The following is a 12,389-nucleotide window of genomic DNA, read 5'->3' as shown; positions in this document are numbered from 1 at the left end:
ATTTTAATTTAAATTCATAATTAGGAATAATGAGGTTTTATGACTATGCATTCTTTTATTTTGCTTAATCTAGAAGTGCAAAACCTCATTCCATTTATAAAATGGTAATTTCAAATAAATTATAGTTGGCTAAAACTTACTTGCTGAACCATTTACAGCATTTTTTGATATAATGAGCTATCTAATATTTAAATTAACCGAAGTAATCAAATAAGCGAAAATCAAAATATTAAAAAGAGAGTATTTATGAGTTTAAAATACTCTTCTCAAACAAATAATATAATTTTAATTGTAAAATTATTAGATATTTGACCGATCATCGACTACACTCAAATATGATTTGAGAACTTCTAATTAAGCTAAAAGAAAATAAAATAAGAAATGAGGTTACTTATACGGTAGCTGAAATAATAGAAAGATGGTTAGAAGGCACGGTGGCTATCAAAGTTTGCTTTAGCGATTCTATTCTAACTATAATCTTATTAAGATTATTGATTTTTAAAATCTCACAGTCTAAACCACTTAGTTGACCAAATTCTATTTTTCTAATCTCACCTTCTTTAAGGTTATAGTTCTCAACATCTGATAATCCTTTAATATTGATGAATTTTTTAATATTTTGAATCTCCCTTTCCCTAACTCTAGCATACTCTTTTCCAAATCGAATAAATGCACATGAACCTTCTATAGTAAGAACTTTATTAAAATCCTTAGCAGAATTAATTTTAACTATAATGTAAGATGGAAATAAAGGTTTAAAAATTATTTTTTTTCTGTCACTCCACTTACGAATCGTTTTTATAGTTGGGAAAAAAGATTCAAAATTATTTTCAATTAAAATATCATGTATTTTTTTTTCATGACATGATCGTACATATAGAACATACCAGCCAGTTTTAATTTTTATTGGCATAATTTAATGAAATCTTGATTTATATTAAATAGGTTTAATAAAATTAATATTTGAGATGTAGTGTGTAATTGACATGGCTACGCCATTGCAACTCACATAAATCTTTTGAAAATAAAGATTTTAGAATTAATTTTTTTTCTATTTAAAATTCATACTCTCTTAAAACAAACTGAACCTCAGACTGATTAAGAAAATTCAAAGTTTTAAATAATTGAATCATTTAAGTTTAAACTAATTGGGGTAGTAATTAGAAAGAAGTAATATTAAAAACTTGATTCGTCAAACATAAGTTCATTAACAAATATAGAAAAAGAATTAGTTTAAATTAATATGGAAAAACCACAATAATACTACATGTAAAATGTAAAAATCAATTAATTATCTTAAATACAATGCGTTATATTCATAAAATTAACATTAACTTAATTATCTTAACAGTTAATTTAATAAGATAACGATAAGGTGTTTCTAAAAATCTATATAGATCGAAGTAAAAATATAATCGTGAATAAAATAGCTAAGAATTGACCTCTTCTCATATTTATGCATTGGTCATAACTAGAGGGTCTGAGTTTTTTTCATTTATTTTGATGTACTCATTGGGGGACATGTCCCCCAATGAGCTGTGTGATATAAAACCGTTATAATCTGTTTTCCAAATATCGAACTTTTCCTGTGCATCTCCTAAAGAAAAGAACCAATTTGCATTTAGGCATTCATCCCTAAAGCTACCATTGAAACTTTCGATAAACGGGTTATCAGTAGGTTTATCTGGTCTTGAAAAGTCAAGCTCCACATTGTTCTGATAAGCCCATATGTCCAAAACTTTACTTATGAACTCACTTCCATTATCAACTTTGATGCGTTTAGGTAGCACTTCGTTTCCAAAAGTGATAGTCTCCATCACTTGAACAACATCACTCCCTTTCCTTTAAGCGATCTTCCTGCATGAATAGCTAAGCACTTGCGACTATATAATTATCTACTACAGTTAAAGCCCTAAAATGACTACCGTTATATAGCTGATCACAAACGAAATCCATACTCTAGCATTCGTTTAAATAAGAGGTCTTACCCTCGCTAGGTTGTATATGGGAAGCTGATCGATTTTGTCTGGGTCGTTTATTCTGGAGTATCTAGTTTTGTTGTGACAATTTTTAAAAGCTTTTTACTTTTATCAAATGAAAAAAAGGAGTTTCTATTTAGAATTTAAACGAACCATTGTAGAACTTGTACTATCAGGTAAGCGTGTAAGTGAAATTTGTAAAGAATATAATCTTGGTAAAAATTTAGTTAATCGCTCAAGATGAGAGTTCAAAAAGGATTCTGGAATACTAAAAGCCACCGATGAAGATTCAGAAGAGAAACAAGAGATGCTAATTTACCTAAAGAGTTTAGAAAAATTACTATGGAGCGGGAATATCTTAATAAAGGCAGTAAGCATCTTCTTCAAGAGCGACCGGTAAGGTATCAGTTTATTACTGACTGCAAAAAAAAATATCCTGTCGAGAAGTTGTGTAAGTGTATGGAAGTAAGTAAGAATTCATGTTATCATTGATTAAAAAACAAAAAACCTCTTTGGTTTACCTTAAAAAGCGTATTATTTTGTTATTTGACCAAAATAGATAAATCTATGGTAGTAAACGTATAAAAAAGGCTCTGGTACGTAACGAATTGTATTATTCAGTATCTTATATTGCTTTGCTTATGAAATAATTAGGATTATAAAGCGTACTCAAGAAGAAGTTTGTAGTTGCTACGGATTCCAAACATAATTTAACCGTTGTAGACAACAAACTTGATAGAAAATTTACCTCTTTAATATTATGAGAGAAATGGGTCTCGGACATAACGGATCATTCCTAAAAGTTGTGGGCGGATTGAAATAAGATTATGATCTTTGCAAAAAAAAGCAACTATTGGATCCATATATTGACTTACTGTAAGATCTCTTGCCAGAACTATTGATTACTCACTTTGACATTATAAACCATGAAGTAGAAAAAGATATTCTTCACCTTCATTTCGAAGAAAAAGCAGATATTCCAGAAGGGTTTTCGTCTCGCATAGTTATTTCTCATGGTTTTCATAAAGCAATAACGATTCAAGATTTTCCTATTCGAGGAAAGAAGGTCTATCTTTATATTAAACGTCGTGGCTGGTTAGATAAAACAAGTAAGCAAGTTGTTCAAAGAGATTGGGGTTTAGTAGCACAGGGAACTCGTATGACAGTAGAGTTTACTGCTTCTTTAAAAGTACTTAATAACTACCAGGGCTAATGATTGCCATACGATTGGCAGTTTTTACGGGGTCAATGGTAAAAAGTTACAACGTCAATATCGAGATTATCTTAGTGAATTTGAAGAATGGAAAGATAAGTCTCATGCCAAAGAGTGGCTGGTTTTTCCTGAGAATATAGGCAGACGTTTATCCATAGATGAAGACGGCACTCTCTAAAGGAGAACTCTATACCATCATTACCAATAAAAGTGCAAAAGGCAAGAAAGGAGCTATTGTGGCAATACTAGCAGGAACCAAAGTAGAACCTATCATAGAACAACTCCATAAAATCTCAAAACCACTTAGGGATAAAGTAAAAGAAATCACTCTAAATATGGCCAATTCTATGAAGGTTATCGCTAAGAAATGCTTTCCTAAAGCCATACAGGTTACCGATCGTTTCCATGTACAAAAACTTACTTTAGAAGCATTACAAGATATCAGAATCAAACATCGTTGAGAAGCTATTGATAAGGAAAATGAACAAATACAACAAGCCGAGAGTAAACAAACAGAACATCATCCAGAAACCTTTGACAATGGAGATACCAGAAAACAACTCTTAGCCAGAAGTAGATATTTACTTTATAAAGCACCGAACAATTGGACACAAAATCAATACTTAAGATCCAAAATATTGTTTGACCAATATCCAGACATTAAAAAGGCGTACAACTTAGTGCAAGGATTGAGAAATATATTTAATACAGCTACTTCAATCCAAACAGCTTATACCAAACTAGCACATTGGTATAAAGATGTGGAACAAACAGGGTTTAAAGTATTTAATACCATAGCTAATACAATAACAATCAACTATAGATCTATCTTGAATTACTTTATAAATAGAAGTACAAATGCTTCAGCAGAATCTTTTAATGCAAAAATCAAAGCCTTTAGAGTACAATTCAGAGGAGTTAAAAATGTAGAATTTTTTCTGTTCAGACTAACCAGAATATTTGCATAAACACAACAATTGGGATTGATCCCTATTGTGGGTCATACTGGATTCGAACCAGTGACTTCTACCCTGTCAAGGTAACACTCTGAACCAACTGAGTTAATGACCCATTAAAAAAATAACTATTACTAAAAAGAACTTATTAAAAAACCCATACAATTGTATGGGTTTTCTTGTGGGCGATGAGGGATTCGAACCCCCGACCCCCTCGGTGTAAACGAGGTGCTCTGAACCAACTGAGCTAATCGCCCTTGTCATTTTCGCAACAGTTATTCCCTGATTGCGGATGCAAATATAGCACAGTTTTACACTCTACCAAAGCTTTTTCAAAAAAAAATTAAATTATTTCTGCTACTGTAAATGTGCTCCCTCCCACAAATACGCAGTCAGATTTTGTAGCAGCTTGTAATGCAGTAGAATACCCTAAATTTATACTTCCAAAAGCACTTCCTATTAACTCAAATTTTTTAGCTAATTCTTGTAATTTATTTTCATCCATTCCTCTTGGAATATTTGGTTTGACAAAATAGTAGGTGGCCTCAACAGGAAATAAAGGTAGCAACTCTTCTAAATTTTTATCCTTTACCATACCTAAAACTATATGCAGATTATCGTATGGTTCACAACTAAGTTGCTCTAATACGATTTGAAGTCCATCAAAATTATGCGCTGTATCGACAAGTACCTTAGGTTCTAATTGAAGTGTTTGCCAACGCCCTAATAAACCAGTGTTTTTAATTACATTTGTTAATCCCGCATAGATAAGCTTACTATTTATTTTCCATCCTAAATCTTTTAAAACGTAAAGTGTTTGTATAGCTGTGCGTACATTCTCTCTTTGATAAGAACCTTTCAAATCAGTTGGAATATCAGAGACTATGTTTTCGGCTAAGTGAAGTGTTGATCCATTGTATTGGGCAACAGTTTTGAAAACTTCTATCGTTTCAGTATGAGATCTTCCTATAACAACAGGAATGTAAGGTTTAATAATTCCTGCTTTTTCCTTGGCTATTGCCTGAAACGTCGTTCCTAAAAATTGCGTATGATCTAATCCTATATTTGTAATTACCGAAACTTCTGGAATAACAATATTTGTGGAATCCAAACGACCGCCAAGGCCAGTTTCTATAATTGCTATATCAACTTTCCGATCAGAAAAGTACTGAAACGCTAGACCAACTGTCATTTCAAAAAATGATAATGAATTACTTTCGAAATAACTCTTATTCTTTTCAATAAAATCAACAACAAAACGCTCACTTATCATCTCGCCATTAATCTTAATACGCTCTCTATAGTCTTTTAAATGGGGTGAGGTATATAAACCCACTTTATAACCCGCCTCTTGTAACACAGAGGCTATCATATGGCTTGTTGAGCCTTTACCATTTGTTCCTGCTACATGAACACTTTTAAATGTGGTTTGAGGATTCCCTAGGTGTTGAGCGAGTTTTATTGTGTTTGAAAGATCTACTTTGTACGCAGAAGTACCAACACGTTGATACATCGGTAGTTGAGCAAACATCCAGTTTAATGTTTCCTCATAATTCATTTGGATATTCATGATTAACTACTCTGAAATTTCGAACTGATAAATGATTGTTCCAACTTGTTTAACCGGTGCTTTGGCATCACTATTAAATCGTGTTGAAAGTGCCGCTCTTTTAGCTGGCTCCATAAGACAGTTTGCATTATTAGTTGTTCCCTTAACACCTGGAGTAGCTCTAATAACCCTTCCCTGTTGATCTACGTCAATACGAACCACTACAATACCTGATTCGTTACAATCTTGAACAAATCTTTCTTTATTTAATGCCTTTCTGCCGCCTAAACGATAGTTCCCATCCCCATCAAGTCCTTTACCTGTACCATAATAAGACTTAGCACTAGGATCTCCATCAGCATTCCCTTTATCACCTAAAGTACTATTGTTCCCTTGACCATCATCTATTTCTCCGTCTGCTTTGGCTCCTTTAGCAAAACTATCTAAAATATCCAAAGTTGACTTATCGGGCTTGGGCTCTGGCTTCTTTTCTACAGGCTTCTCTACTTCTTTTTTAACGTTTTCACGATTGGAATCTTGAGCCTTTTGTTTTTTGTCTATTTTTTCTGCCGTTTTTTTCTTAGTTTCCGTTTGATTTTTTATAACTGGAGCGGCTTCATTGACTTGTGTAACAACTTTTTCAGACACTTCTGAAGTCTCTTCCACAATTTCATTCTTTTTTATAGCGGCAGGCGCTGTTACTTGTGGTTTAGGAGTTGTTCTAATTTTCTTTTTGGGCTGATTGGTACCATTACCAACATCAGAAGTACCAAAATTAACAGCTATACCATGCTCGGGAGCTGGATCCAGATAGTTTAGGCTTACATAAAACAATAAGAGGACAATTACTATATGTAATAATATAGTTACCATCATTGATTTACGTTTGTACTTTGTATCTAGATTGAACATATTACTCTGGTTTCACAGCCAGTATTACTTTAAATTTATTTCTGTTAGCAATATCCATAACGCTCACAGCTTTTTCAATAGGCACACCTTCTTCTGCTCTCAAAATTATGGTAGGTTCTGGGGTACCAGCTAGTCGCTCTACTAGAGTTGATTCTAAGCTACTTTGACTGATGCGTTCTGTATCGATATAATACTGGAGTTTATTGGTTATGCTTACAGATATATTTTGAACATTTGAACTTTTACCACTTGCCTTTGGCAAAATCAAGTCCAAAGCTTCTGGTGTAATAGTTGGTGATGTCAATAAGAAAAACACCAACAATAAAAAAACTATATCTGTCATTGACGACATACTAAACTCAGGGCTTACTTTGTTTCTTCCACGTAAATTCATAGTTATACAGGTTCGTTCAATAAGTCTAAGAAATCTACCGCAGTTGCTTCCATTTGGTGTACAACTTTATCTGTTCGCACCACCAAATGATTATAACCTATGTAAGCTACAATTCCAACCACAAGACCCGCAACCGTAGTGGTCATTGCAGTATAAATACCTTCGGCAAGAGAACCCATATCAGCACTTCCAGAGCTAGATGCTAGATTATGAAAGGCTAAAATCATACCAATTACGGTTCCTAAGAATCCAATCATTGGTGCAGCCCCTGCTACAGTAGCCAGTATACTTACATTTTTTTCTAGTTTATAAATTTCTAGACGTCCTGCATTTTCGATTGCTGTATTGATATCATCTAACGGACTTCCTATCCTCGAAATGCCTTTTTCTGTCAAACGAGAAACTGGATTATTAGTTTGTGCACAGAGAATTTTGGCTGCTTCAATTTTACCACTTGCAACATGATCTCTAATTTGATGCATAAAAGTTTCATCATATTTGGAGGCTGCTTTAATGGCAAAAATTCTTTCAAAATATATGTACACCGCTACGAATAGCAAAACGAATAATATGGCTATTATTAAAACTCCAGCGGTGCCTCCGCTAAGTAATAAATCTATAATTGATAAGGATTTTTCTTCTGCTTCGGGAGCAACGTTCTCGGCTATTTGGGCAAGTGAACCAAGTGTTAGTAAATGCATCATATTGTGTTTGTTACTTAAAGGTTAATACAATAACGTTTTTTGAATAGGTTAAGTATGCTATTACAAGATAAAAATAATTCCCAACAACCCTACTGTTCCTAGCACAATTGTATAAGGAAGTGCCATTTTTACCATTTTTCCATACGATAACCCAATTAAAGGAGCTAAGGACGAAGTAAGTAAAAACAAAAAGGCTGCTTGTCCATTAGGTGTAGCAACACTCGGTAAATTAGTACCTGTATTAATAGCAATGGCTAGCTTTTCAAACTGTTCTCTAGTAATAACATTATTATCAAATGCTTGCTTTACCTCTCCAATATAAACAGTTGCTACGAATACGTTATCGCTGATCATAGACAACACTCCATTAGCAACATAAAACATTGCTGGTTGGTCTTGAGGCTTCAAAGATAGCGCCCAATCAATAATCGGTGTAAATAAATGTTGATCATGAATCATAGCTACCACAACAAAAAATACAATCAAGAGACCTGTAAAAGGTAAAGCCTCTTCGAATGCTTTACCCAGAGAATGTTCTTCTGTAATTCCCATAAATGCGGTTTGAATAATAATAAGTGCTAAACCAATAAATCCAACTGGAGCCAAGTGAAGAGCTAAACCTACTATCAATAAAATAGCTGACACTGCTTGTACTATTAATCCATACTTTTCTTGATCAGAACGCTTACCATCTTCTTCATCTGTATAACTTTCGATTATTCTTCTTGCTACAGCTGGCAATTTTTCTCCAAAACCAAACCATCCCGTTATTTCCAAAAGTACGGTAGTTAGTAACCCGAAGAATAGCACTGGCATTGTGATTGGCGCCATTTGAATGAAGAATTGTATAAAGTCCCAACCCATTTTTTCTCCTATCAATAAATTTTGTGGTTCCCCAACCAAGGTACAAACCCCACCTAGTGCAGTACCCACTACACCATGCATAATTAAACTACGTAAGAAACTTCTAAATTTTTCTAGCGTTTCTCCACTTAATTCTTTCCGGTCCAAGGTACCATCCTTATCAAAATCTGCATCTACCATAGAATGAATTTTATGATAAACTCCATAGAAACCTACCGCGACACTTATTAAAACCGCCGTAACTGTAAGAGCATCTAAGAATGCCGATAAAACCGCAGATAAAAAGACAAAAAGTAAGGATAGAACTAATTTAGATCTAATTTTGGTAAAAACTTTGCTAAAAATATACATTAGCAAAGGCTTCATAAAATAAATACCAGCTACCATAAAAACTAAAAGCAAAACTACTTCAAGATTTTGTGATACTTCGTTATATGCGTTTTTGGGGGTAGTTAGGTTAAGAATAAGCACTTCGATTGCTAACAATCCTCCCGATTGAAGCGGATAACATTTAAGTGCCATTGCCAAGGTAAAGATAAATTCACCTATTACAAGCCATGCAGTAACTGCAGGTCCCAAAATGTAAAAGGAAAACACATTGAAGATTAGAAATCCAATCATTATTAATTTAAACCATCGCGGGCTGTTTCCTAAAAAATATTTAAACATAATCTACTTACTATAAGGGGTTAAAATTATATCAACTGTTTAAGTGCTATCTCAAAAGCTGTCTTACTAATATTTGTTTTGGTAGGATTGTTAGAATACGCATGAGCAATAGCCTTACGAATGGTTTCTGATGTATCCATAAAAATAGCTTCATCTGTCATTTGTACTCTTCTCTCCATAAAATAGGCAAAAACTCTCGCCATACCGCAATTCGAAATAAAATCTGGAATTAAGCTTACACGCTCATCGGTATACTCCATAATAGGTCCAAAGAAAATTTCTTTGTCTGCAAAAGGAACATTAGCACCACAGGAAATCACTTCTAATCCCGAATCAATCATTTTGGTTATTTGATCTTTTGTTATTAACCTAGATGCGGCACAAGGTGCAAAAATTTCGGTTTGCAGCTCCCAAATCCTACTATTAACCTCTTCAAACGGAATTAACGTATCGCTGAATAGCTTATTACCTACTTTGTTTAAAAATAAACTTTTGATTTCGTCAAACGTAAAACCATTTTCATTAATAAGTCCTCCTGCATGGTCAATTATCCCCACTACCTTAGCTCCCATCTCGGCAAGGTAATAAGCTGCAGCAGACCCTACATTACCAAAACCTTGAACCACAGCTCGTTTTCCCTTTACATCTCCGCCATAGATTGCGTAATAATGACGAACTGCCTCGGCAACTCCATAACCTGTAATCATATCTGCAACGGTCAACTTTTGCGATACATCGGGAGAAAACATAGTGTTTTCTAACACTTTAATAACACCTTGACGTAACTGACCTATTCTATTAATCTTATCTGCAATCGAAGGTTGAAAATGACCATTAAAAACTCCTTCTTGAGGATGCCATACACCGCAATTTTCGGTGATGGGAATTACTTCATGAATTTCATCAACATTTAAATCTCCACCCGTTCCATAATAGCTTTTTAATAATGGAGAAACGGCTTTGTACCAGCGCTCTAGTACTCCTGTTTTTCTTGGATCGTTGGGATCAAAATTAATTCCAGATTTTGCCCCGCCAATATTTGGCCCAGATACAGTAAACTTTACCTCCATAGTTTTGGCTAGAGACAATACTTCATTTTGATCTAATCCTTTACGCATTCGAGTTCCACCACCAGCAGCACCACCTCTTAAAGAGTTTATCACCGTCCACCCTTCGGCTTCTGTCTCAGAATCCTTCCAATTAAAAATAATCTCTGGACTCTTATTTTCGTACTTTTTTAATAGTTCTTTCATAGTATGTTTCCAATTCAAATCAGACACTAAATTTGCATGGTTTTAACAACTTTCTATTCCAAATAATTTTAGATAGAAATAAATTCGGTTTCACCCTACATGCCTAGTTTGAAAATTGAAGTTTATATAAATCAAAATTTCACAAATATAAAAAAACAAAATATGGGAAATACGTAAATATTTAAAAAATAATAATACCGAAAATTAAACATTTTAATTAGATATTCGTTCGATGAAATAAACAAATTCTTTAAATAATTTTAAGGTTTGTTGAAGTTTCAAAAAATGAAATAAATACTAAAACTATTGTTATATAACTTATATTTGTAGGATTAATAAAAATTCGATACTTATCGATAATTATTTTTATCAAAAAGTACAAATCGCGTGCTATGCATGCATAGTAAATTTAAATTATATATGGACTTTAAATTAACCGAAGAACAATTAATGATTCGCGACGCAGCTCGCGATTTTGCGAAAGCAGAATTATTACCAGGAGTTATCGATCGAGATAATAAGCAAGAGTTCCCTACCGAGCAAGTAAAAAAGATGGGGGAACTTGGATTTTTGGGTATGATGGCCTCACCAGAGTATGGTGGTGGTGGCATGGATACTATATCTTATGTACTTGTAATGGAAGAACTTTCAAAAATCGATGCTTCATGTTCGGTTATTGTTTCTGTAAACAACTCTTTGGTTTGCTGGGGCTTGGATACCTATGGTAATAAAGCTCAAAAAGAAAAATATCTGACTAAACTTACTACAGGTGAATCAATTGGCGCATTTTGTTTATCAGAGCCAGAAGCTGGTAGTGATGCAACTTCGCAAAAAACGACTGCCATTGACAAAGGTGATCATTATATTCTTAATGGAACTAAAAACTGGATTACTAATGGTGGTAGTGCCGATTATTATTTGGTAATCGCACAAACTGATAAGGAAAAAAAACATAAAGGGATTAACGCCTTTATTGTCGAAAAAGGATGGGAAGGGTTTGAAATAGGCCCCAAAGAAGATAAATTAGGTATTAGAGGTAGTGATACACATTCTTTAATTTTTAATGATGTAAAGGTTCCTAAAGAAAATCGTATTGGCGAAGATGGTTTTGGATTCAAATTCGCAATGAAAACATTGGCTGGCGGACGTATTGGTATTGCTGCACAAGCCTTGGGTATAGCATCCGGAGCATATGAGTTAGCTAAAGAGTACTCAAAAGTGCGTAAAGCATTCGGAACTGAAATCATGAATCATCAAGCTATTGCCTTTAAATTAGCAGACATGCATACGGCTATTGAAGCTGCAAGAATGTTAGTATTCAAAGCCGCTATGGATAAAGATAATCATGAAAACTATGATTTATCTGGAGCTATGGCAAAATTATACGCTTCACAAGTTGCCATGGACGTGGCGGTTGAAGCCGTTCAAGTTCACGGAGGAAATGGGTTTGTAAAAGAATATCACGTTGAACGTTTAATGCGTGATGCAAAAATTACTCAAATTTATGAAGGTACAAGTGAAATTCAAAAAATAGTAATATCAAGATCTATATTAAAGGATTAATATTGGTACGATCCCATACAGTAGGTTAATAAAAATTTAAGCGGGTTTAACTTTTAGTGTTAAACCCGCTTTTTTAAATATAGCCAAGAATTGCTTAAGCATTGGTTGCCATTTAAGAGCTTACCGCATACACTACAATCAAAACTTTTATCCAATTTTTGTTTAAGACTAAAAACACTGGTTTTTTGAGCACGTTATAAATCGGGAGCACTATTCCACTTTTAACAAACTTTCTGATTTTTCTACCGAGATTTTTGATAAAGTTGATAGTATGTAATTTTCTTATCGGTAAAGGGAGGCCAAAGAACATGTTAAGTTCATCTTTATTATTTT

At 33.7% G+C, this 12,389-nt stretch carries 10 protein-coding genes, 2 tRNA genes and 1 pseudogene; 3 read left to right on the top strand and 10 right to left on the bottom strand.

Translation table 11 applies throughout. The features are described from left to right. Positions 1 to 391 precede the first annotated feature (391 nt). Both ACE939_RS15675 and ACE939_RS15670 read right to left on the bottom strand, forming a co-directional pair. Entirely contained in the window at positions 392 to 913 is a 522-nt protein-coding gene (locus ACE939_RS15675) for a UpxY family transcription antiterminator (RefSeq protein WP_378186670.1), read from the bottom strand. A gap of 541 nt (positions 914 to 1,454) precedes the next feature. Continuing rightward, the gene (locus ACE939_RS15670) at positions 1,455 to 1,817 is read right to left on the bottom strand and encodes an integrase core domain-containing protein (protein WP_378186668.1); all 363 of its coding nucleotides are present in this window, start codon (positions 1,815 to 1,817) and stop codon (positions 1,455 to 1,457) included. A gap of 1,048 nt (positions 1,818 to 2,865) precedes the next feature. On the opposite strand from ACE939_RS15670, the gene ACE939_RS15665 reads away from it, so the two are divergent. Both ACE939_RS15665 and ACE939_RS15660 read left to right on the top strand, forming a co-directional pair. Next, a complete protein-coding gene (locus ACE939_RS15665) occupies positions 2,866 to 3,192 on the top strand; it encodes a transposase (protein ID WP_378186667.1) in 327 nt (108 codons plus the stop codon). A 13-nt stretch (positions 3,193 to 3,205) separates the two neighbouring features. Then, positions 3,206 to 4,160: pseudogene (locus tag ACE939_RS15660) on the top strand (transposase). A 28-nt stretch (positions 4,161 to 4,188) separates the two neighbouring features. Here ACE939_RS15660 and ACE939_RS15655 read toward each other — a convergent pair. The 8 genes from ACE939_RS15655 to ACE939_RS15620 all read right to left on the bottom strand — a co-directional run bounded on the left by ACE939_RS15655 (position 4,189) and on the right by ACE939_RS15620 (position 10,493). Then, positions 4,189 to 4,263: transfer RNA gene (locus ACE939_RS15655), tRNA-Val, on the bottom strand. A gap of 67 nt (positions 4,264 to 4,330) precedes the next feature. Then, positions 4,331 to 4,405 (bottom strand) — tRNA-Val (locus ACE939_RS15650). A gap of 86 nt (positions 4,406 to 4,491) precedes the next feature. Next, positions 4,492 to 5,718: a bifunctional folylpolyglutamate synthase/dihydrofolate synthase gene (locus ACE939_RS15645; RefSeq protein WP_378186666.1), complete on the bottom strand. Its 1,227-nt coding sequence runs from the start codon at positions 5,716 to 5,718 to the stop codon at positions 4,492 to 4,494. Between the two features lie 6 nt (positions 5,719 to 5,724). After that, positions 5,725 to 6,573: an energy transducer TonB gene (locus tag ACE939_RS15640; protein WP_378186664.1), complete on the bottom strand. Its 849-nt coding sequence runs from the start codon at positions 6,571 to 6,573 to the stop codon at positions 5,725 to 5,727. A 37-nt stretch (positions 6,574 to 6,610) separates the two neighbouring features. Beyond that, positions 6,611 to 7,003, bottom strand: a complete 393-nt coding sequence (locus ACE939_RS15635) for an ExbD/TolR family protein (protein ID WP_378186662.1) — start codon at positions 7,001 to 7,003, stop codon at positions 6,611 to 6,613. Between the two features lie 2 nt (positions 7,004 to 7,005). Further along, positions 7,006 to 7,704: a MotA/TolQ/ExbB proton channel family protein gene (locus tag ACE939_RS15630; protein WP_378186660.1), complete on the bottom strand. Its 699-nt coding sequence runs from the start codon at positions 7,702 to 7,704 to the stop codon at positions 7,006 to 7,008. A 63-nt stretch (positions 7,705 to 7,767) separates the two neighbouring features. Next, entirely contained in the window at positions 7,768 to 9,240 is a 1,473-nt protein-coding gene (gene nhaB, locus ACE939_RS15625) for a sodium/proton antiporter NhaB (protein WP_378186659.1), read from the bottom strand. Positions 9,241 to 9,266: 26 nt separating this feature from the next. Beyond that, the gene (locus tag ACE939_RS15620; RefSeq protein ID WP_378186658.1) at positions 9,267 to 10,493 is read right to left on the bottom strand and encodes a Glu/Leu/Phe/Val dehydrogenase dimerization domain-containing protein; all 1,227 of its coding nucleotides are present in this window, start codon (positions 10,491 to 10,493) and stop codon (positions 9,267 to 9,269) included. Positions 10,494 to 10,913: 420 nt separating this feature from the next. Here ACE939_RS15620 and ACE939_RS15615 point away from each other — a divergent pair, with 420 nt between their 5' ends. After that, a complete protein-coding gene (locus tag ACE939_RS15615) occupies positions 10,914 to 12,056 on the top strand; it encodes an acyl-CoA dehydrogenase (RefSeq protein ID WP_378186657.1) in 1,143 nt (380 codons plus the stop codon). The last annotated feature ends 333 nt before the right edge of the window (positions 12,057 to 12,389 follow it).

The sequence above is a fragment of the Aquimarina rhodophyticola genome (genome assembly GCF_042434915.1).
Classification (GTDB): domain Bacteria; phylum Bacteroidota; class Bacteroidia; order Flavobacteriales; family Flavobacteriaceae; genus Aquimarina.
Note: the sequence above shows the minus strand (reverse complement) of the source record. Positions and strands in the feature narration are given on the sequence as shown.

What these genes read in the sequence shown, in the direction of transcription:
- ACE939_RS15675 (WP_378186670.1), bottom strand. Translation starts at nt 913, where the DNA reads ATGCCAATAAAAATTAAAACTGGCTGGTATGTTCTATATGTACGATCA.
- ACE939_RS15670 (WP_378186668.1), bottom strand. Translation starts at nt 1,817, where the DNA reads ATGGAGACTATCACTTTTGGAAACGAAGTGCTACCTAAACGCATCAAA.
- ACE939_RS15645 (WP_378186666.1), bottom strand. Translation starts at nt 5,718, where the DNA reads ATGAATATCCAAATGAATTATGAGGAAACATTAAACTGGATGTTTGCT.
- ACE939_RS15640 (WP_378186664.1), bottom strand. Translation starts at nt 6,573, where the DNA reads ATGATGGTAACTATATTATTACATATAGTAATTGTCCTCTTATTGTTT.
- ACE939_RS15635 (WP_378186662.1), bottom strand. Translation starts at nt 7,003, where the DNA reads ATGAATTTACGTGGAAGAAACAAAGTAAGCCCTGAGTTTAGTATGTCG.
- ACE939_RS15630 (WP_378186660.1), bottom strand. Translation starts at nt 7,704, where the DNA reads ATGCATTTACTAACACTTGGTTCACTTGCCCAAATAGCCGAGAACGTT.
- nhaB (WP_378186659.1), bottom strand. Translation starts at nt 9,240, where the DNA reads ATGTTTAAATATTTTTTAGGAAACAGCCCGCGATGGTTTAAATTAATA.
- ACE939_RS15620 (WP_378186658.1), bottom strand. Translation starts at nt 10,493, where the DNA reads ATGAAAGAACTATTAAAAAAGTACGAAAATAAGAGTCCAGAGATTATT.
- ACE939_RS15615 (WP_378186657.1), top strand. Translation starts at nt 10,914, where the DNA reads ATGGACTTTAAATTAACCGAAGAACAATTAATGATTCGCGACGCAGCT.